This is a genomic window from Streptomyces sp. NPDC058646 (assembly GCF_042716875.1).
In the GTDB taxonomy this organism is placed as follows: domain Bacteria; phylum Actinomycetota; class Actinomycetes; order Streptomycetales; family Streptomycetaceae; genus Streptomyces.
Genome location: NZ_JBHXRK010000022.1, coordinates 55,759 through 77,530, shown reverse-complemented (window position 1 = coordinate 77,530; position 21,772 = coordinate 55,759). Strand labels below are relative to the sequence as shown.

At 73.5% G+C, this 21,772-nt stretch carries 9 protein-coding genes; 2 read left to right on the top strand and 7 right to left on the bottom strand.

Annotation, left to right across the window (positions count from 1 at the left end):
- Positions 1–79 precede the first annotated feature (79 nt).
- The 4 genes from ACFWUZ_RS25355 to ACFWUZ_RS25340 all read right to left on the bottom strand — a co-directional run bounded on the left by ACFWUZ_RS25355 (position 80) and on the right by ACFWUZ_RS25340 (position 17,206).
- Positions 80–289: an MbtH family protein gene (locus ACFWUZ_RS25355; RefSeq protein ID WP_384377173.1), complete on the bottom strand. Its 210-nt coding sequence runs from the start codon at positions 287–289 to the stop codon at positions 80–82.
- Positions 286–14,559, bottom strand: coding sequence for an amino acid adenylation domain-containing protein (locus ACFWUZ_RS25350; RefSeq protein WP_384377334.1), 14,274 nt, complete (start codon positions 14,557–14,559; stop codon positions 286–288). Before ACFWUZ_RS25350 ends, ACFWUZ_RS25355 begins: the two co-directional genes overlap by 4 nt.
- A gap of 127 nt (positions 14,560–14,686) precedes the next feature.
- A complete protein-coding gene (locus tag ACFWUZ_RS25345; protein WP_384377170.1) occupies positions 14,687–15,736 on the bottom strand; it encodes an iron-siderophore ABC transporter substrate-binding protein in 1,050 nt (349 codons plus the stop codon).
- A 117-nt stretch (positions 15,737–15,853) separates the two neighbouring features.
- Positions 15,854–17,206 carry a lysine N(6)-hydroxylase/L-ornithine N(5)-oxygenase family protein gene (locus ACFWUZ_RS25340; RefSeq protein ID WP_384377167.1) on the bottom strand — a complete coding sequence of 451 codons (1,353 nt, stop codon included), beginning with the start codon at positions 17,204–17,206 and terminating at the stop codon, positions 15,854–15,856.
- Positions 17,207–17,466: 260 nt separating this feature from the next.
- On the opposite strand from ACFWUZ_RS25340, the gene ACFWUZ_RS25335 reads away from it, so the two are divergent.
- Together ACFWUZ_RS25335 and ACFWUZ_RS25330 are read left to right on the top strand one after the other, a co-directional pair.
- On the top strand, positions 17,467–18,414 hold the full coding sequence (locus ACFWUZ_RS25335) for a methionyl-tRNA formyltransferase (RefSeq protein WP_384377164.1): 948 nt from the start codon (positions 17,467–17,469) through the stop codon (positions 18,412–18,414).
- Positions 18,415–18,706: 292 nt separating this feature from the next.
- Positions 18,707–20,212, top strand: a complete 1,506-nt coding sequence (locus ACFWUZ_RS25330; protein WP_384377161.1) for a SulP family inorganic anion transporter — start codon at positions 18,707–18,709, stop codon at positions 20,210–20,212.
- 102 nt (positions 20,213–20,314) lie between these two features.
- Here the strand turns inward: ACFWUZ_RS25330 and ACFWUZ_RS25325 are convergent, their stop codons facing one another.
- From ACFWUZ_RS25325 to ACFWUZ_RS25315, 3 genes are all read right to left on the bottom strand, one after another.
- Positions 20,315–20,593, bottom strand: a complete 279-nt coding sequence (locus ACFWUZ_RS25325; RefSeq protein WP_384377158.1) for a hypothetical protein — start codon at positions 20,591–20,593, stop codon at positions 20,315–20,317.
- A gap of 100 nt (positions 20,594–20,693) precedes the next feature.
- A complete protein-coding gene (locus tag ACFWUZ_RS25320) occupies positions 20,694–21,206 on the bottom strand; it encodes a hypothetical protein (RefSeq protein WP_384377156.1) in 513 nt (170 codons plus the stop codon).
- Positions 21,203–21,739, bottom strand: a complete 537-nt coding sequence (locus ACFWUZ_RS25315) for a DUF5956 family protein (protein WP_384377153.1) — start codon at positions 21,737–21,739, stop codon at positions 21,203–21,205. The genes ACFWUZ_RS25320 and ACFWUZ_RS25315 overlap by 4 nt, the downstream gene beginning before the upstream one ends.
- Positions 21,740–21,772 lie beyond the last annotated feature (33 nt).

Below are 21,772 nucleotides of genomic sequence, written 5' to 3'. Positions count from 1 at the left end.
GTGCCGGCCCGGGTGCGCGGACGCCGCCGCCCGTGGAGAAGGGTCTCCACGGGCGGCGGCGCGCAGGTACGGCCGGCGGTCAGCCCTGCTGGGCGACGAGGCTCGCCGGGCGCAGGTCCGTCCAGTTCTGCTCGACGTACGAGAGGCAGGCCTCCCGCGTGTCCTCGCCGAAGGCGGTCCGCCAGCCGGCGGGGACCTCCGCGAAGGACGGCCACAGCGAGTGCTGCATCTCGTCGTTGACCAGGACAAGGAAGCGGCCCTGCGGGTCCTCGAACGGGTTGGTGGTCATGCGTTGTCACTCCTCGTCGACAGTGCGGTCATGGCGGTGAACAGCTCCGAGAGCGGCTGTTCCGGGTCGGCTGCCACGGTGCGCAGCAGCCTCTGGAGTTCGTCGGCGAGCCGCCGTGCCTTGGCGGTGCCGAGCAGGTCGGTCGCGTGGATCAGGCCGCAGTGGACGGGGCCGTCCCCCTGCGGTTCGTAGAAGCTGAGGGTCAGCTGGGCCCGGGTCGATCCGGTGGGTACGGCGTCGAGGGAGCCGATGCCGCCCTCCAGCTGCTCCAGGTCCGCCTGTTCGTGGTGGATCACCATGACCTGCGGGCCCTGCGGAGGCAGGCCGGTCGCCCGGACGACCTCCTCGAAGGGGACCTCCTGGCGGTCGAGGGCGCTGAGCGTGGTCTCCCGTACGCGGGCCAGCAGTTCCGCGAACGTCGGATCGCCCGCCGTGTCGGTGCGCAGCACGACCGTGTTGAAGAAGCAGCCCACCAGGTCGGCCAGCTGGTCGTCCGTACGGCCGGCGACCATCGTACCGATGGGCAGGTCCGTGCCCGCACCGTGGGCGGTGAGCACCGCTGCCAGGGCGGAGTGCAGCACCATGAACATGCTCGTGCCGGTCGCCCGGGCGAGGTCGTCCACGGCCGCGTGCAGCTGCTCGTCGAGGACGAAGCCGACGTGGTCGGCGCCCGCGGAGGACGAGCGCGGGCCGTCCGCCGGGAGGGCCAGTGCGGCCGGGACGTCCTTGAGCGTCTCGCGCCACCAGGCGAGCTGCCGGCCGCCCCGGGTGTCCGGGTCGTCCAGGTCGCCCAGGACCTCGCGGGCCCACCGGGCGTAGTCGCCGTACGAGACCGGCAGCGGCTGCCAGGCCGGGGCCCGGCCGTCCGTCCGGGCCGCGTACGCCGCGGTCAGGTCGCGCAGCAGCGGGACGACCGACCACTCGTCGACCACCAGGTAGTGCATCGTCAGCAGCAGTGCCTGCTGCCCGCCGGGGGCCGTCAGCAGGTGGGCCGCGAGCGGTGCCGCACGGTCCGGCCGCGGGGCCCCGGCGGCCAGTTCCGCCAGGCGGCGCTCCAGGTCCTCGCACGTCTCCCGGGTCAGGGCCGGGGCCTCGGCGGTCCGGTGGTGCAGCGCCCCGTCCACTTCGGTGAACGCCGTGCGGAGCGGCTCGTGGCGGGCCGCCACGTCGGCGAGCGCGGCGGACAGGGCGTCCGCGTCCAGGCCGCCGGGCGAGCGCAGCACGAGCGCGTGGTCGAAGCCGCCGTGCCGGCCGAAGGCGTCCCAGTGCCAGCGCTGGACGGGCGCCGCGAGCGGCGCGTCCGGGCGCTCGGCCGCCGGGTGCAGGGCCGGGCGGGCCGACTCGGCACCCGTCAGCTTGCCCTCGATGCCGGCGACGGTCAGCGCGTCGAAGACGTCGCGGATGCTCAGCTCGGCGCCGAACTCGGCGCGGATGCGGCCCAGGAGCCGCATCGAGGCCATGGAGTGGCCGCCGAGCGCGAAGAAGTTGTCGTGGATGCCGACCTTCTCCAGCTTGAGGATCTCGCAGAACAGCTCGGCGAGCCGCGCCTGCGTCGCGTTGGCCGGGAGCGCGTCGCCGGTCATCGCGGCCCAGTCCGGCGCCGGCAGCGCCTTGCGGTCCAGCTTGCCGTTGGGCGTCAGCGGCAGCGGGCCGTCCAGGGGGACGACGAGGGCCGGGACCATGTACTCGGGCAGCAGCTCGGCCACGTGGGCGCGCAGCGCCTGCGGGTCGAGCACCTCGCCCGGCTCCGGTACGGCGTAGCCGACCAGGCGGACGATGTCGCCGTCGCGGTCGGGGACCACGGCGGCCTGCGCGAGCGCCGGGTGGCCGGCCAGGGCCGCCTCGATCTCGCCCAGCTCGATGCGGAAGCCGCGGACCTTCACCTGGGTGTCGACGCGCCCGAGGAAGTCGAGGTTGCCGTCGGCGAGCCAGCGGGCGCGGTCACCGGTGCGGTACATGCGGCTGCCGGGGGCGCCGAACGGGTCCGCGACGAAGCGTTCCGAGGTCAGCCCCGTCCTGCCGAGGTAGCCGCGGGCGAGGCCGCGGCCGGACACGTACAGCTCGCCCACCACGCCCGGCGGGACCGGGCGCAGCGTGTCGTCCAGGACGTAGCAGCGGGTGTTGGGGTCGGGCCGGCCGATGGGGACCCGGCTGCCGGGGCGGCCGCCGTGGTCGCGGGCGGGCCACAGCGTGGAGTTGACCGTCGCCTCGGTGAGCCCGTACGCGCAGATCAGGTGGGCCGTGGCGCCGAACCGCTCGAACAGGTCCGGCGGCACCGTCTCCGTACCGACGAGGACGGTGGAACCCTCCGGCAGCTCGCAGCCGTGCGGCAGGGCCGAGACCAGCGACGGCGGCAGGATCATGTGGGTGATCCGCTGCTCGGCGAGGAAGTCGGTGAGCGCGGGCCCGGCGACGCGGGCCCCGTCCGTGATGAGGACGAGCCGGCCGCCGTGGCACAGGGCCATCGACAGCTCGAAGGCGAAGACGTCGAAACCGATGGACGCGAACTGCAGCACGTGGCTGTCGCGTTCCAGGCCCATCCGGTCGACGGCGGTGGCGACGAGGCTGGCGATGCCCTCGTGCGGCACGGCCACGCCCTTGGGGCGGCCCGTCGAACCGGACGTGTAGATGACGTACGCGGTCTGGTCGAGGCCGACGGGCGCGCCGTCGACCGGGGTCTGCGGCAGGCTGTCCAGCTCGTCGGCCACCGAGGACTCGTCGAGCAGGACCACCGGGACGCCCGCGACGTCGGGGATCTTCCCCGCGATCTGCTCGGTGCCGACCAGGAGCACGGCGCCCGAGTCCTCGATCATGTACGTGAGGCGGTCGGCCGGGTGGACCAGGTCCAGCGGCAGGAACGCCGCGCCGAGCTTGAGCGCCGCGAGCACCGTGGCGACCATGTCGGCCGAGCGGGGCACGGCCACGCCGACCACGCTCTCGGTGCGCACGCCGCGCGCCGCCATCAGCCGGGCGAGGCGGTTGGCGCGGGCGTCCAGCTGCGCGTACGTGAGGGTGCGGCCGTCGTCCACGACGGCGACGGCATCGGGCCGCTCGGCGAGGCGCCGGGCGAAGAGGGCCGGGAAGGACTCCTCCTCGACCTCGCGGGAAGTGGCGTTGAAGCCCTCCAGGACCAGCCGGCGCTCGTCGTCCGCGAGGATCTCCGCCTGGGAGACGGGGCGTCCGGGTGCGGCGACCAGGGCCGCGACGAGCTTGCGGAGGCGCTCGCCGAGGCGCTCGGCGGTGGCGTGGTCGAACAACTCGGTGGCGAACTCCAGGCGGCAGCCCAGGGAGCCGGCGCCGCCGTCGGCGGGCGTGTGCTCGGTGAAGCTGAACACCAGGTCGAACTTGGCCGAGGCGATGCGGAACGGCACGTAGTCGGCGCGCAGGCCGGGCAGTTCCAGGGCGTCGCCGGTGCGGGCGTGGTAGCCGACCATCACCTGGAACAGCGGGTTCCGGGACAGTGAGCGGGTCGGGTTGAGCTTCTCCACGACCGACTCGAACGGCACGTCCGCGTGCGAGAACGCCGCGAGGTCGGTCTCCCGGACCCGGCCGAGCAGCTCGGTGAAGCTGGGGTCGCCGCTCAGGTCGGTGCGCAGTACGAGGGTGTTGACGAAGAAACCGACGAGGTCGTCCAGCGCTTCGTCGCCGCGGCCCGCGATGGGCGAGCCGAGGGGGATGTCCGTACCGGCGCCCATGCGGTGGAGCAGGGCGGCCACGGCCGCGTGCACCACCATGAACATGCTGGCGCCGGTCTCGCGGGCGAGCCGCTTGAGGCCCTCGTGGACGTCGCCGTCGAAGGCGATGTCCAGTTCGGCTCCGGTGAACGCCGGCCGGGCCGGGCGCGGCCGGTCCGTGGGCAGTTCCAGCTCCTCGGGGGCGCCGTCCAGGGTGGTGTGCCAGAAGTCCAGCTGCCGGGCGGCGAGGCTGTCCGCGTCCGCCGGGTCGCCGAGCAGGCGCTGCTGCCACAGGGCGTAGTCGGCGTACTGGACGGGCAGCGGCTCCCACTCCGGGGCGCTGCCGCCGGTGCGGGCCGCGTAGGCGGCGGCCAGGTCGCGCAGGAACGGACGGTCCGACCACTCGTCGGTGGTGATGTGGTGCAGCAGCAGGACGGCGACGTGCTCCTGCGGGGACAGCTCCACGACCGTGGCCCGCAGCGGGAGTTCGGTGGCGAGGTCGAACGGCCGGTTGACGGCGGCGTCGACGATGCCGGGCACCTCGTCCTCGGTGGCGCGCAGCCGTTCCACGACGGGCCGCGCCCGCTCGGCGGGCAGCACCCGCTGGACGGTCTGGGTCTCGCCCTCCACGAACACCGTCCGCAGGGCTTCGTGCCGGGCCGTGACGTCGGCGAGGGCGACTTCCCACGCGTCGGTGTCGAGGGTCCCGTGCAGGCGCATGACGAGCGGGAAGTTGTACGCGGCGGAGGTGTTCTCCAGCTGCTGGATGACCCACAGCCGCTGCTGGGCGTGGGACAGCGGCAGCTCGTCGGGGCGCTCGCCGGCGGTCAGGGCCGGGCGGGCGGCGCCCCCGGAGCGGGCCGTGCGCTCGACCAGTTCGGCGACGGTGGGTGCCTCGAACAGGTCGCGGATCGCGAGTTCGGCGTCGAGGGCGGTACGGGCCCGGCTGACGAGCCGGGTGGCCAGCAGCGAGTGGCCGCCCAGCTCGAAGAAGTCGCTGTCGATGCCGACGCTGCCCCCGGGCAGGCCGAGCACCTCGGCGTAGAGGGCGCAGAGCGTCTCCTCCCGCGGGGTGCGGGGGGCCCGGCTGGTGCCCGTACCGGCGAAGTCGGGGGCGGGCAGGGCGCGGACGTCCAGCTTGCCGTTGACGGTGAGCGGCAGGGTGGCGACGGGGACGAGCGCCGACGGGACCATGTAGTCGGGCAGTTTGGCCTTCAGGTGCTCGCGCAGCCGCTGGAGCAGGTCCTCCCCGGCCTCCCCGGCCGCCGCGGCGTCCTCCGGTGCGAAGTAGCCGACCAGGCGCTTGGTCCCGGTGCTCTCGTTGACGACGACGGCCGCGTGGGCGACCTCGGGGTGCGCGGAGAGGGCGGCGGCGATCTCGCCCAGTTCGATGCGGTAGCCGCGGATCTTCACCTGGTCGTCGGTGCGGCCCAGGAAGTCGAGCAGGCCGTCGGGCCGCTGCCGGACGAGGTCACCGGTGCGGTACATCCGCTCGCCCGGCTCGCCGAAGGGGTCCGCGACGAACCGTTCGGAACTCAGCGCGGGTCGGTCGTGGTAGCCGCGGGCCAGACCGGTGCCGGCGATGTAGAGCTCGCCGGGGCAGCCGGGCGGGACCGGACGCAGCATGGCGTCCAGGACGTAGGCACGGGTGTTGCGGATGGGCAGGCCGACCGTGGGGGTGGCGCTGTCCGCCGTCGAGCCGCCGAGGGTGTTGATGGTGTACTCGGTCGGGCCGTACAGGTTGTAGCCGTAGGTGCCCTCGGTCCGGCGCAGCGTCGTCCACACGGTGTCGGACACGGCCTCGCCGCCGAGCAGGACCAGCGCGGGGCGGTGCCTGCCCGCCGGCTCGTCCCGCTCCAGGAGGCCCTCCTCGATGAGGAGCTGGGCGTACGTCGGGGTCACGTTGACCACGTCGACGCGGTTCCGGTCGCAGTAGGCGACCAGTGCCTCCGCGTCGCGGCGCAGTTCCTCGTCGCAGACGTGGACCTCGTGGCCCTCGACGAGCCACAGCAGCTCTTCCCACGACATGTCGAAGGCGAAGGACACGGTGTGCGCGATGCGCAGCCGGCGCCCGCCTGCCGAGGCGATGGCCGGGTCGAAGATCTCCTTCTGGTGGTTGAGCTGCATGTTGGTCAGGCCCCGGTAGGGGGTGACGACGCCCTTGGGCCGGCCGGTGGAGCCGGAGGTGTAGATGACGTACGCCGGGTGGTCCAGGCGGCCCGGCACGTCGTGGGCGAACAGGGGTCGCTCGGCGTCGGTGATCTCCCCGCCGGGCAGGGCGGCCAGTTCGGCGGCGACGGCCTCGTCGTCCAGGAGGAGTTCGGGCGCCGCCGGACCGCTGTCGCCGCGCAGGGTCGGGGCGACGGCCACGGTGGACACCAGGCACAGGGGGCCGGTGTCCTCGGCCATCATCCGCAGCCGGTCGGCCGGGTGGTCGAGGTCGAGCGGCAGGTAGGCGGCGCCGGTCCGCAGGACGGCGAACAGCGCCGCCACCATGTCGATGGACCGGGGCAGGGCCAGCGCGACGACCTGCTCCGGGCCCGCGCCGCGGGCCAGGAGCAGCCGGGCGATCCGGTTGATGTGCGCGTCCAGCTCGGCGTACGTCAGGGCGCGCTCGCCGAAGACCAGCGCGACCTCGTCCGGGGTACGGGCGACCTGGGCCGTCAGCATGTCGGCGATGGTCTCGTCCGGCACGGTCTCGCGGCTGCCGGCCCACACGGCCGTCAGGGCGGCGCGCTCCGGGGGCAGCAGCAGGTCCACGCCGACGGTACGGGCGGACGCGGCGTCCGGGGCGGCGAGGAGCTCGCCGAGCCGCTCCAGGACGGTCGTGAACCGGGCCAGGATCGTGGTCGCGGCCTGCGCGTCGAACAGGTCGGGCCGGGCCGCCAGGGTGACGCGCAGGCTGGTCTCGGGCGTGACGATCAGGGTGAGCGGGAAGTGCGTCCCGTCGACGTTCGAGACGTCGGTGATGCCGTAGCGCTGGCGGAGCGCCGCGGCGCGGTCCTCGCCGTCCGCGGAGCGCAGCACGAAGAGCGTGTCGAACAGACGGCGGTGGCCCGTCTCCTGCTGGAGGGTGCCGAGGCCGACGTACTCGTACGGCATGACGCCGGCGCGCTCGGACTGCATGCGGCGCAGGAGGGCGAGCAGCGGCTCGTCCGGGGTGAAGGCGACCCGGGCGGGGATGGTGTTGAGGAACATGCCGATGATGCCGGCGACGTTCGGTACGTCCGCGGGGCGGCCCGCGACGGCGGTGCCGAAGACGACGTCGCCGCGGCCGGTCATCGCGGACAGGACCAGGCCCCAGGCGGCGTTGAGGAGGGTGTTCAGGGTCAGGCCCTGTTGCCGCGCCAGGGTGCGCAGCCGGTCGCTGCTCTCCCGGGACAGGACGGCGTCGAAGTCGGCCGGGATGACCGGGCCCGCGTCGCGGCCCGTGGGGGCGACGAGGGTGGGCTCGTCGAAGCCCGCGAGCGCGTCGCGCCAGGCGCCGACGGCCTGGGCCGTGTCCTGCTGGTCCAGCCACTCCAGGTAGTCGCGGTACGAGCCGGGGGCGGGCAGGCCGGCGGTCTCGCCGGACCGCTCGTACAGCGTGAACAGCTCCTCCAGGAACAGCCACGCGGACCAGCCGTCCCACAGGATGAGGTGGTGGGTGACGACGAGCCGGTCGCGGCCGCCGGCGAGCCGGATCAGCTGGAGGCGGCACAGCGGCGGAGCCGACAGGTCGAAGCGCTTGCGGCGGTCGGCGGCGAGCAGCTCCTCCACCCGGGCGTGCTGCTCGTCGGCGGGCAGCCCGGACAGGTCGGTCTCCACGACGGGGATCTCGGCGCCGTCCGCGATGAACTGCACGGGCCGGGGCAGGCCGTCGCTGGTGAAGCCGGCGCGCAGGCTGGCGTTGCGCTCCAGGATCGCCCGGCAGGCGGCGCGGAGCCGGTCCGCGTCCAGGCGGCGGTCGAAGTCCAGCGTCTCCTGGGAGAGGTAGACGTCGAGGGCGTCGCCCGCGTCGTAGGTGGCGTGGAAGTACATGCCCTCCTGGAGCGGGGAGAGCGGCCAGATGTCGGCGACGGGCAGCCCTGCGGCGGCCTCGACGCGGGCGCGCTCCTGCGCGGAAAGCTCCAGTCCGCCGAGCGGAGCGGGGGCCGGGGGCGCCTCCGCCGGGGCGCCGGCGGTCAGCTGGGCCAGCAGCGCCTGCAGGGCCGGGTCGACCGCCGCGCCGGACTGCTGCTGGAGGGCGAGCACCGCCTGCAGGGCCGCGGCTGCCTGCCCGGCCTCGGCGGCGGACACGGTCACGCCGGCGGCGGGTTGCGCGGCACCGGCCGCGGCGGGAGCGGTCTCCTCGGGCACGCTCGCGGCCGCCGCGGCGAGCGCGGCGGGCGTGCGGTGCTCGAACACATCGCGCGGGCTGATGGCCAGTCCCCTTTCACGGGCCCGGGTGGCGACGGAGATCGAGGTGAGGCTGTCGCCGCCGAGTACGAAGAAGTCGTCGTCGGCACCGATCCCGGTCATGCCGAGGACGTCGGTGAAGATCTCGCACAGGGCGCTCTCCCGCTCGTCGCGGGGGGCGCGGCCACCGGCTCGGGGGGCGACGGACGGCGAGGGCAGGGCGTTCTGGTCGAGCTTGCCGCTGGGCGTCAGCGGGACCTCGTCGAGGGCCGTGAGGGCCGCCGGAACCATCGCCGCGGGCAGCGCCGCGGTGAGCTCCCGGTGCAGGGCCCCGGCGTCCAGGACGGTGCCCGCGGCGGGGACGGCGTAGCCGAGGAGGGCACCGTCGCGGACGATCACGGCGGCGCGGGCGACGCCGGGCAGGGCGGCCACGGCCGCCTCGATCTCGCCGAGTTCGATGCGGTTGCCGCGGATCTTGACCTGCCGGTCGGTGCGGCCGAGGTACTCGACGGCGCCGTCGGCGCGGCGCCGGACCAGGTCGCCGGTGCGGTACATGCGCTCGCCGGGCCCGCCGAACGGGTCGGCGACGAACCGCTCGGCGGTCAGGCCGAGCCGGTCGTGGTAGCCGCGGGCCAGCTGGACGCCGGCGAGGTACAGCTCGCCCGGTACGTCCTGCGGTACGGGGCGCAGGAAGGAGTCCAGCACGTACAGCCGGGTGTTCCACACGGGCCTGCCGATCGGCACGGCGAGCCCGGTGCCCCCCTCGTAGGGGAAGTACGTCACGTCGACGGCCGCCTCGGTGGGCCCGTACAGATTGTGCAGCGGTACGGCGGAGCCGCCCTGGCGGGAGGTCAGCTCGTGCCAGCGGCCGGCGTCGGGGCCGGTGAGGGCCTCGCCGCTGCAGAACACGCGGCGCAGGCTCGCCGCCCACGCCGGGGCGCCGGGGGCCGCCTCCATGACCTGGACGAACGCCGCCAGCATCGACGGCACGAAGTGCAGGGTGGTGATCCGCCGGGTGCGGATCAGGTCGGCGAGGTAGGCGGGGTCGCGGTGCCCGTCCGGGCGGGCGAGGACGACGGTCGCGCCCTCGACGAGGGCCCAGAAGAACTCCCAGACGGACACGTCGAAGCTCGACGGGGTCTTCTGCAGCACCCGGTCGTCGGCGGTGAGCCCGTACTCGCCCTGCATCCAGGCCAGGCGGTTGACGATCGCCCGGTGGGTGACGGCGACGCCCTTGGGGCGCCCGGTGGAGCCGGAGGTGTAGATCAGGTAGGCGGGGTGGTCCGGTCCGGCGGGCGTGACCGCCGGACCGGCGGCGTCCGCGGTGGCGGCGGCTTCTTCGTCGCGGTCCACCAGGACGTGCGCGAGACCGGGCACGGCGGGCAGCCGGCCGGCCGCGTCGGCGGTGGTCACGACGGTGCGGGCACCCGAGTCGGCGAGCATGAACGCGACCCGGTCGGCGGGGTAGTCGAGGTCCAGCGGCAGATAGGCGGCGCCGGCCTTGTGCACGCCGAGCAGGGCGACCATCAGCTCCGCGGAACGGGGCACCGCGACCGCGACGAACTGCTCGGGGCCGGCGCCGCGGGCCCGCAGGCGCCGGGCCAGCGCCTCGGCGCGCCGGTCCAGTTCGGCGTAGTCGAGGGTGGTGTCCTCGAAGACGACGGCCGGGGCGCCGGGGGTCCGCGCCACCTGGGCGGCGAAGAGCGAGGCGAGGGTGGCGTCCGCGGCGGGCAGGGTGCGAGCGGTGGCGTTCAGCGCGGTGAGCTGCTCCTGCTCCCGGCCGGACAGCACCGCGACCCGGGCGACCGGGCGGGCGGGGTCGGACACGAGGGTCCGGAGCAGCGCCTCGAAGCGGTCGGCGACGGCCGCGACGGACTGCTGGTCGATCCGGGACGCGTCGTACTTGAACCGCAGCGACAGGCGGCCGCCGCCGGGTTCGACGATCAGCGCGAGCGGGTAGTGCACGGCGTCGAAGACCTCGGCACCGGTGACGCGCAGCGCCTGCGCGTCCCGCTCGGCGGCGGACAGGTCGCCGCAGGGGTAGTTCTCGAAGACCACGAGCGTGTCGAAGAGTTCCCCGCCGCCCGCGATCCGCTGGATCTCGGCGAGGCCGAGGTGCTGGTGGTCCAGCAGGGCCGCGTGCTCGTCCTGGACGCGCAGCAGCAGCTCGGAGAGGGCCTCGCCCGGGCGCAGGGAGACCCGGACGGGAACGGTGTTGATGAACAGGCCGACGGCCGCGTCCAGGCCCTCGACCTCGGTGGTGCGGCCGGAGACGGTGGTGCCGAAGACGACGTCCCGGCTGCCGGTCAGGCCGCCGAGGAGCAGGGCCCAGGCGCCGTGCACGACGGTGCTGAGGGTGAGGCCGTGGCGGCGGGCGCTCGCGGTCAGGCCGGCGGTGAGCGCCTCGGGCAGGCGCACGTCGACGTCCTGGGGGGCGGCGGCGGGCTCGGGGCCCTCGTCGTCCGGGCGGGCGGACGTGCCGAGCAGGCGGGTGGGCTCGTCCAGACCGGCGAGCGCCCGCTGCCAGGCGCTGCGCGCGGCGTCGCGGTCCCGGCCGGCCAGCCACGCCAGGTAGGGCTGCGGGGCGGGCGGCTCGGGCAGCGTCCCGCCCTGGTAGGCGGCGGTCAGCTCGCGCAGCAGGACGGAGACCGACCAGCCGTCGGCGATGATGTGGTGGAGGGTCAGCAGCAGCCGGCTGCGCTGCCCGTCCTTGATCAGGGTGGCGCGCATCAGCGGCGGCCGGCCGAGGTCGAAGCGCTCGGCGCGGTCCTGGCGCAGGACGTCGTCGAGCGGGGTGCGGGCCGTGTCGGCCTCGCGCCAGGGCAGGGCCGCCCGGCCCGGTATCCGCTGGACGACCTGGCCGCCGGGCAGCTGGCGGAACTCCGCGCGCAGCAGCGGGTGCCGGTCGAGCAGCAGCTGGAGGGAGCTGCGCAGCCGCTCGGCGTCGACCGTGCCCTCCAGGTCGAGGAGCTCCTGGACGACGTACAGGTCGCCGGCGTCCTGGTCGAACTCCGCGTGGAAGAAGAAACCTTCCTGTAGCGGCGAGACGGGCAGCGCGTCCTCGTCGAGCTCCACCGCCGGGGCCGCCTGCGCGGCGGCCGGGGCCTCGCCCGCCGTCCTGGCGAGCGCCGCGACGGTGCGCTGGCGGAACACGTCGCGCGGGGTGATCGCCAGCCCGGCCTCGCGGGCGCGGTTGACCAGCTGGATGGCGACGATGCTGTCGCCGCCCAGCTCGAAGAAGCTGTCGTGGACGCCGACCGACGGCAGGCCGAGCACGTCGCCGAAGAGCCCGGCGAGCGCGGTCTCCGCGGGGGTGGTGGGCGCGTCGCCGCCGGCGGTCGCGGTCCACCGGGGCTCGGGCAGGGCCCGGGTGTCGAGCTTGCCGTTGGGCGTCAGCGGCAGCGGTCCGTCGAGGCGGACGACCGCGGACGGGACCATGTAGTCGGGCAGCGCCTCGGAGATCAGGGTGCGCGCCTGGGCCACGGAGGCGTCGGCGTCCGTACCGGCTTCCGCGACGAGGTAGGCCACGAGCCGCTTGGCGCTGCGGTGGTCCTCGCGGACCAGTACGGCGGCCTGGGCGATGCCCGGGCAGGCCATCAGGAAGCTCTCGACCTCGCCGGGCTCGATGCGGTGGCCGCGGATCTTGATCTGGCCGTCGGAGCGGCCCAGGAACTCCAGGTTGCCGTCGGCGGCCCAGCGGACGCGGTCGCCCGTGCGGTACATGCGCGCGCCGGGCTCGGCGGCGTACGGGTCGGCGACGAAGCGCTCGGAGGTGAGCCCGTGCCGGCCGAGGTAGCCGCGGGCCAGGCCGCGCCCGGCGACGTACAGCTCGCCCTCGGCGCCGACGGGCACCGGGCGCAGGGCCGCGTCGAGCACGTAGGCCCGGGTGTTGGGGTCGGGCTCGCCGATGGGCGCGGGGCCCGGGCGGTCCGCCTCGGCCACCCACAGGGTGGAGTTGACGGTCGCCTCGGTGAGGCCGTACGCGACGACGACCTGGAGCCGGCCGGCCCAGCGGGCGATGAGTTCGCTGGGCACCGCTTCGGTGCCGACGATCAGGACGGCGCCGTCGGGCAGGTCGCAGTCCTGCGGCAGCGCCGAGACGAGCGACGGCGGCAGGATCATGTGGGTGGCGCGGTGGCCCGCGATGTAGTCGGTGAGGGCGGCCCCGGCGACGCGTCGCTCGGTGGGGACGACGATGATCCGGCCGCCGACGCACAGCGACATGATCAGGTCCCAGACCGTCACGTCGAAACCGACGGACGCGAACTGCACCACCCGGCTGTCGGCGGTGATGCCGATGCGGTCGGTGGCCGTGGCGACGAGGCTGCCGACGCCGTCGTGGGAGACGACGACGCCCTTGGGCCGGCCGGTGGAGCCCGAGGTGTAGATGACGTACGCGGCCTGGTCGAGCGCGATGGGCAGGTCCGGGTCACCGGCGTCGAGCGCGGCGCGCTCGGCCGCCACGGCCGGGTCGTCGAGCAGCAGGCGGGTGACGCCGGGGGCGTCCGGCAGCGCGGCGCCGAGCTCGCGGGTGGTGACGACGGTGCGCGCGCCGGCGTCGTCGAGCATGTAGAGGATGCGGTCCTGCGGGTGGTCGGCGTCCAGCGGCAGGTAGGCCGCGCCGGTCTTCATGACGGCGAGCAGGGCCACGACGAGTTCGGGGGACCGGGGAACGGCCACGGCGACGACGTCCTCGGCGCCCGCGCCGCGGGCGGCGAGGAGCCGGGCGAGCCGGTTGGCCTCGGCGTTCAGTTCCGCGTACGTGAGCTCGCGCTCCTCGCAGACGAGGGCGACGGCGTCGGGGGTGCGCCGTACCTGCTGCTCGAAGGCGGCGGGCCAGGAGAGGTCGGCCGTCTCGCGGGGGGACACGCCGAACTCGCCGAGGAGCTGGGCGCGTTCCGCGGCGGAGGTCAGTTCGATGCGGCCGACGGGACGGTCCAGCTCGTCGGCGAAGGCGCCGAGCAGGGCCAGAAAGCGGCGCTCGTGGTCGCGCAGTGCCTGCTCGTCGCAGACGTCGGCGTCGACGTCGAGGTGGACCCGGATGCCGAGGCCGCCGTCGGTTTCGACGAAGCTGAGGGCGAGGTCGCTGACGGGGCCGAGCCAGACGGCGTCGAGTTCGCTGCCGAGGTCGCCGAAGCGCATGCCGTCGGGGCGGGGCAGGATGTTGACGGTCGGGCCGACGAGTTCGGACACGCCGTCGGCCAGGCCCAGTTCCCGGGCGAGGTCCTCGGCGCGGTAGCGCCCGTGGTCGACGGCGCCGGCGACGGCCGTGCGGACCTCGGCGAGGAGTTCGGTACCGGTCGTACCGGGGCGGACGGTCAGCCGCAGCGGGACGATGTTGGACACCATGCCGGGGATGTCGGCCGACTCGGCGTCCTGGCGGGCGGCGACCGGCAGGCCGAGGACGAGGTCCTGCTCGCCGCTGACCCGGTGCAGGTAGGCGGCGACGGCCGCGATCAGCAGCCGGGAGGGGCGGGTGCCGGCGCGCTCGGCGGCGGCGTGCAGCCGGCCGGTGTCGGCGGCGGACAGCTCCGACGTCCGGCGCAGCCGGCGCGTCATGGGCACCGCGGCCCGCTCGACGAGGCGGACGGGCTCGGGCCGGGCTGCCATGCGCGCGAGCCAGTAGGCGCGGTCCTCCTGGTGGCGGTCCGAGGCGCGGTAGGCCTCGTCGGCCGCCACGAGGCGGGAGATCCGGCGCTCGCGGGGGGCGGGGTCCGCGCCGCCCGCGGTGTAGAGCGCACCGGCGCGGCGGGTGATCAGGGCGACGCCCATGCCGTCGGTGACGATGTGGTGGTAGCGCTGGTACCAGCGGACGCGGTCGTCCGCGAGCCGCAGCAGCGCCTGCGCGAAGAGAGGGCCGCGGGCCAGGTCGGCGGGCCGGTCGCGCTCGGAGTCGATCCAGCCGGCGGCGGCCGCCTCGGGGTCGGCGGCGCCGCGCAGGTCCACGACGGGTACGTCGAAAGCGGCGGGCAGGACCGTCTGCCGGGGGCCGTCCTCGCCGTCGGCGAAGCGCACGTGCAGGCCTTCGGCCTCCTCCACGGCCCGCCGCACGGAGGCGGCCAGGAGGTCCAGGTCGACGTCGCCGCGCAGGTCCAGGGAGAACACGATGTTGTAGGCGGAGCTGTCCGGGTCGATCTGCTGGGCGAGCCAGATGCCGGATTGCCCACCCGTGACGGGTGTGCCGGAGGCGGACGTCCGGTCCGACGCGTCGTCAAACATCGTTCGCATGGGCCTTTCCCTGGTGAAGCGTCAGTGAGGTGTGTCCCGGCCGGCCGGGCTGGGGCGCACCGGGCCCGCCCGTCCGCGACGAGGTCGGCGGACGGGCGGGATGCCGGAGGACCGGCGGTTACTTGACGGCCGAGATCAGCGGCTCGACCTGGTCGATGGCGTACGGGATCGACAGGACCGTGTTGAAGGAGAACGCGGCGCCGATGTCCGGGTTCTGGTAGGGCACGAACAGGTCGCGCTTCTCCTGGTGGACCTTCAGCTTGCTGTAGAGCGCCTCGGCCTTGATGCGGTCGTTGGCCTCGGTGCTGGAGGTGACCCACACCAGGCGGTCGACGTCGAGGACGTCGAGCTTCTCGGCGCTCAGCTCGGCGACGTTGAAGCCCGGCTTCGCCAGGGTGTCGATCTCGGGCTTCAGCTTGAAGCCGAGCTCGGAGAAGAAGATCGCCTTGGGGTCGATCTTCGTGAAGGCCGAGTACTTTCCGGCCTCGAAGCTGTCGGCGACGGCGAGGGTCTTCTGGGAGAACTCGGGGTGCTTCTCACGGACGGCCTTGAAGCGGGCGTCGATGTCCGAGATCAGCTTCTCGGTCTCGGTGTCCTTGCCGAGGGACTTGCCGATCTGCCGGGTCATCACCTGCCAGGAGGCGCCGTAGTCGGGCAGGTCCTTGGGCTGGGCGACGACCTTGGTGAACTTCGAGAGCGTGTCGTACTGCTCCTTCTTCATCCCCGAGTACTGGGCGATGACGAGGTCGGGCTTCAGCGCCGCGATCTTCTCGATGTTGTACTCGTCGCGCTCACCGACGATCTCCGGCGTGGTGGTGCCCCACTTGTCCTTCGACCACGGCCACTTGCCGTACGGCGTCTCCTTGAACCAGTCCACCGCGCCGACGGGCTTGATGCCGAGGGCGAGCACGGCGTCCTGGTCGGACAGGCCGAGCGTGACGACCCGCTTGGGCTCCGCGTCGATCGTGGTGCTGCCGTACTTGTGGTCGACGGTGACCGGGAAGGCTGCCGACTTGGTGCTGCCGGTGTCGCCCGAGGGGGCGGCGTCGTCCTTCTTGTCCGCACCGCCGCCGCAGGCGGCGAGGGCGAGGGCGGCGGCGGCTGCGACGGCCACGCGGGGGACGGTTCTGCCGAAGCGGGTCAGCGCGGAGCGCGTACCAGTGAACACGGTTGTTCCTTTCACGGGGGTTTCACGTTGCGCACCCGGGCAGCCGGGGCAGGGCGGGACTGCCTGGCGGCCGGGCGACATGGGGCTGGACGGATCGCGGGTCCCTGAGCGGGGGACTCAGTGGGCGGACGGGACTCCGCCGGCGACCGGGCGGACCTCGTCCGGTGCGGACTTCAGGGCGCGGTCGAGGATGGAGTCCAGGATCTCGCCGACCCGGATCGCGGTGTTGGAGAGCAGGGAGGACGTGATGCCGTGGGTGTGCTCGGTGCCGCCCTGCATGTAGATGCCGCAGCGCAGTGCGGCATCGGTCGCGATGCGGTAGTCGCGCTCGACGCGCACGCGCCCCTGCTCGTCGCGGAGGCAGCGGTCGGCCACCTCGCCGAGGAGACCGAGGGCGTCGGCCTGCCGGTAGCCGGTGGCGCAGACGACGACGTCGGCCTCCAGCGGCGTTTCTTCACCGGTGACCAGGGACTTGATCGTCGCCGTGACGCCGTCGGCGGTCTCCTCGACACCCATGAGGCGCGAGACGTTCAGGAAGCGCAGGCGCTCGGTGCCGAGGACCTTCTCCTGGTACGCCTGGCGGTACAGGTCGTCGATGAGGTCGATGTCCACCACGGAGTAGTTGGTGTTCCCGTGGTAGTCCATCAGCTTGCGCTTGATGTCGTCCGGGGCCGTGTAGTACTCGTCGACGGCCTGCGGGTCGAAGATGCGGTTGGCGAAGCTGCTGTCGTCCGCGGGGCTGTAGCCGTAGCGGGAGAAGACGGCGCAGACCTCGGCGCGGGGGAAACGCCGGTGCAGGTAGGCGACGTTCTCGGCGGCGCTCTGTCCGGCGCCGACGACGATGAAGCGGGAGGGGTCGGTGCCCTCCAGACCCTCCACCTTGGCGAGGAGGTCGGAGTTGTGCCACACCCGGTCGGTCCGCTCGGCACCCTCGGGCATCGTCGGGCGCAGGCCCGTGCTGATGACCAGGTTGCGGGCGCGGTGGGTGACCACCTCGCCGCCGGAACGGGCCGTCACGTCCAGGTACTCCACGACGCCGTCCCGCACGACGGGCTGCACGGCTATGACCTCGTGGCCGTACGAGACCATGTCGTCGACCTTCGCGGCCGCCCACTCGAAGTACTCGTGGAACTCGACCCGCAGCGGGAAGAGGTTCTTGTGGTTGACGAAGTCGATCAGGCGGCCCTTGCTCTGCAGGAACCGGAGGAAGGTGTACTCACTGCTCGGGTTCCGGAGCGTCACCAGGTCCTTCATGAAGGAGACCTGCATGGTCGCGTCGTCGATGAGCATGCCCCGGTGCCAGCCGAACCGCGGCTGCTTCTCGAAGAAGTGAGCGGTGACCGCCTCTTGCCTTCCGACGCTCGCGTTGTGCTCGCTGAGCGCGATCGCCATGGCCACGTTGGACGGCCCGAAGCCGATTCCGATCAGGTCGTGGATCAGCGGTGCGTCGCCAGGAAGGCCCTGAGACATGTCACTCCCATCGTGCGGGACAGCCGCCTGCCAGGAGTCCTGCCAGGCGCGGGGGGAAAACGGAAGTCCAGGCACACCGGTGACCGGCAGCCGAGCTGAACTTAGGTAAAGCTAACCTGATCCAGCCACCCTGTCGACAAGGCAAACCGGGCAATTCGTCGGTCTTCTGGTCAACCGGCCCCAGAAATGGGGCCCGTTGCACCCTTAGGTAAGGCTTGCTTTACTTGTCCAGGTCATTCGCTCTTCTGAGGAGGAACCCCATGCGGGTCGTCATGTTCGGTTATCAGACCTGGGGCCATCGCACCCTGCAGGCTCTCCTGGACTCCGAGCACGACGTGGTGATGGTCGTCACGCACCCCAAGAGCGAGCACGCCTACGAGAAGATCTGGAGCGATTCGGTCGCGGACCTGGCCGAGGAGCACGGTGTCCCCGTCGTCATCCGCAACCGGCCGGACGACGAGGAGCTGTTCCAGCTCCTGGAGGAGGCCGCCCCGGACATCCTCGTCGCCAACAACTGGCGCACCTGGATCCCGCCGCGCATCTACAACCTTCCCAAGCACGGCACCCTGAACGTGCACGACTCGCTGCTCCCCAAGTACGCCGGGTTCTCCCCGCTGATCTGGGCCCTCATCAACGGCGAGTCCGAGGTCGGCGTCACCGCGCACATGATGGACGAGGTGCTCGACGCCGGCGACATCGTCCTCCAGCGCTCGGTCGCCGTCGGCCCGAAGGACACCACCACCGACCTCTTCCACAAGACGGTCGACCTCATCGCCCCGGTCACCATCGGCGCACTCGACCTCATCGCCTCCGGGCAGGCCGAGTTCACCCAGCAGGACCGCTCCCAGGCCAGCTTCTTCCACAAGCGGTCCGAGGAGGACATCCGCGTGGACTGGAACTGGCCCGCGGAGGACCTGGAGCGCCTGATCCGCGCCCAGTCCGCCCCGTACCCGAGCGCCTTCGCCTTCCACAAGGGCAAGCGCCTGGAGATACTCACCGCCGTCGTGTCCGAGGGCCGCTACGGCGGCACCCCCGGCCGCATCTTCTACCGGGAGGGCGAGGGAGTGGTGATCGTCGCCGGAGCCGACGCCCGCACGGGACGCAACCACGGCCTCGCCATCACCCGCGTACGCACCGAGGACGGCCGGGAGATGCCCGCGTCCGAGTACTTCACCTCCATGGGCGGCTACCTGACGAGCCGTCCCTGACGCCGGGGGCGGCCCCCGGGGCCGCCACGGCCACCTGATCCGCCGATCCGGCCGCCCCGGACGGTCCCCGGGCGGGCGGATCGGCACGAAGGGCGCCAGGGCGTGACCCGTACACGGGTCACGCCCTGTGCGTTCCCCGGGACACCGGAGGGCGTCCTGCCGCGCGGGCCGGACGGCCCGGGACCGGACGGCCGGACCCGGGACCGGGACAGGAGCCGGACGGCCGGACCCCCCGGGAGGGGAGCCCGTAGACTCCTCCTCCGCACCCACGACACGACAGGTCCGCTCCGCCATGCCCTCCCCCGCCCTCCCCCCGACGCCCGGACTGCGCTTCCCCCGCCGCCCGTCGTGGCTCTCGCCGAAGGTGCTGCGGACCGAGGTGCTCGGCGGGCTCGTCGTCGCGCTCGCGCTGATCCCCGAGGCCATCTCCTTCTCGGTCATCGCGGGCGTGGACCCGGCGATCGGCCTGTTCGCCTCCTTCACCATGGCCGTGACCATCGCCGTCGTCGGCGGGCGGCCGGCGATGATCTCCGCGGCGACCGGGGCGGTCGCCCTCGTCATCGCCCCGCTCAACCGGGAGCACGGCTTCGGCTACCTGGTGGCCGCGGTCATCCTGGCGGGCGCCTTCCAGATCCTGCTCGGCGCGCTCGGGGTGGCCCGGCTGCTGCGCTTCGTACCGCGCTCGGTGATGGTCGGCTTCGTCAACGCCCTCGCCATCCTGGTCTTCATGGCGCAGGTGGACGAGGTACGGGACGTGCCGTGGGCGGTGTACCCGCTGCTCGCGGCCGGCCTGGCGCTGATGGTCCTCTTCCCGAGGATCACCAAGGCGGTCCCGGCGCCGCTGGTCTCCATCGCCGTCCTGACCACGGTCACCGTGGCCGCCGGGATCGCGGTGCCGACCGTCGGCGACAAGGGGGCGCTGCCGTCGGCCCTGCCCGTACCGGGGCTGCCGGACGTGCCGTTCACCCTGGACACGCTGACGACGATCGCCCCGTACGCCTTCGCCATGGCCCTCGTCGGGCTGATGGAGTCGCTGATGACGGCGAAGCTCGTCGACGAGATCACCGACACCCGCTCCAGCAAGACCCGCGAATCCGTCGGGCAGGGCATCGCCAACATCGTCACCGGATTCCTCGGCGGCATGGGCGGCTGCGCGATGATCGGCCAGACGATGATCAACGTGAAGGTCTCGGGGGCGCGCACCCGCCTGTCGACCTTCCTCGCCGGCGTCTTCCTGATGGTGCTGTGCATCGTCTGCGGCCCGCTCGTCTCGCAGATACCGATGGCCGCGCTCGTGGCGGTCATGGTGATGGTCTGCTTCGCGACCTTCGACTGGCACTCGCTGGCACCGAGGACGCTCAGGCGGATGCCCGCCGGGGAGACCACCGTCATGGTCGTCACCGTGGTGTGCGTGGTGGCGACCCACAACCTGGCCGTCGGCGTCGTCGCGGGCACGGTCACCGCCATGGTCGTCTTCGCCAAGCGGGTCGCCCGCCTGGCGGACGTCACCTCGGTCACCGACCCCGACGGGACCGCCGTCGTGTACTGCGTCACCGGCGAGCTGTTCTTCGCCTCCTCCAACGAGCTGGTGACGCGCTTCGACTACGCGGGAGACCCGGACAGGGTCGTCATCGACCTCTCCGCGGCCCACATCTGGGACGCCTCGACCGTCGCCGTCCTCGACGCCGTCGAGACCAAGTACGCCGCGCGCGGCAAGACCGTCGAGATCACCGGCCTGAACGAGGACAGCGCCCGCATCCACCGCACGCTGAGCGGGGAACTCACCCCCGGCCACTGACCGGCGGCCCACCGGCCCGCGTACGGGCTACCCGGTGATGGTGACCCTTGCCCGTCACCGGCCATGTTCACGCGCCTTCGGCGCATGCGTGCGGCCCCGACGTCAGTACGCGCGCGGCGACATGACCCGCGGCTCGATGGCCTCGGTCTCGAAGACGCAGCGGGGGACGCCCGGGCCCGGGGTCGCGCGGACCGAGGCCGTGGTCGGGGGATCCGTGGGCAGCTCCACCTGGACGGTCACGGGGTGGTCGTCGTGCGTCGTCGCATGGCCGGTCGCCTTCCCGTCGACCAGCACCTCCACGACGGCGGAGTGACCCGTCTGGACGGTGGCGCTCACCGAATGGCCGGCGTGGTCGATGTGGAAGTGATGGCGTCGGCCCATGAAGTCGCCTCCCGTAGGTCCCCCTCCTGCCCAGCGTAGCCACGGGGCGGCCGGACGGCAGGACGGCGGCAGGCGGCAGGCGGCAGGCGGCAGGCGGCTGCTAGGGGAGCGCGTCGGTGATCGCGTCGGTGAGCATCATCCACAGGGGCTGGGCGCCCGTGCCGAAGGCCGAGGCCAGGGCGTAGCCCACCGAGGCGTCCACCGGCTCGACCTCGACGCCCTCCTTCCATTCGGCGATGACCATCTCGTCGCCGTCGCAGGAGAAGTCACCGAGGTGCACGCCGTCCCGGGTCAGCCGGCTGCTCGGCACGGAGTCCGGGACGAGGCGGTAGCGCGCTCCCTCGTACTCCACGTCCACCCGGTACGAGCGCCTGGTCAGAGTGGCCTTCGCCGGTGTCAGCCGGGCCTCGCGCCCGTCGATCCGCAGCGTGAGGAGGCCGGGGTCGCGGGTGCCGATGGCGATCTGCGGGTCCGCCTCCGCGGCGGGGTCGCGTTCGAGGGTCACGCGGGGTATCCCCCCGCCGTCGACCTCGATGCGGGCCTGGCCCTCCTGGCGGACGGTTATCCCGCCGAAGCGGGTGTCCTCGACGGGGGTCCGGTCCGGGTCGTTCATGTGCCGGGTCCTTCGGTGCGTTCGGTACGGGTGCCTGCCAGGGCGGCGAGTTCGTCACGGGCCAGGGCGAGGAAGGCCGGAGAGGGCCGCTCCTCCACCCCGCGTCCGGCCGCGACCGCGCGGAGGTGGCCGAGGACCGCCTCCACCGTGGGGAGGTCCCCGACCGGGCGGAGCAGCCACAGCCGCCCCCGGGGGCGCGGCGGGAGGCCCAGGCCGGCGAGGATCGCGTCGGTCTCGCCGTCGAGGAGGTCCACGTCGGCCTCGGAGAGCGGGGCGCACTCCACGCCGGTGACGTGGCCCTCGCCGTCGAGGCCGGTCTCCACCGCCCAGTGGGTGGAGCGGTCGGGGATCCAGGTCCGGTCCCGCACGGGCCACACGTACGGCAGGAACGCCCAGAGCGTGCTCGCGGGCGCCTGCTCCCAGCCGAGCACCTCCAGCTCCCGGACCTCGGGCAGCCGGTCCGGCTCCTGCTCGCTGCGGCCCGTACGGCGCTGTGCGAGCGGGTGCGGCGCTCCGTCCTCGTCCCACGACATGCGGGCACGCTATCCGACGCGGTCGCGGAGGAC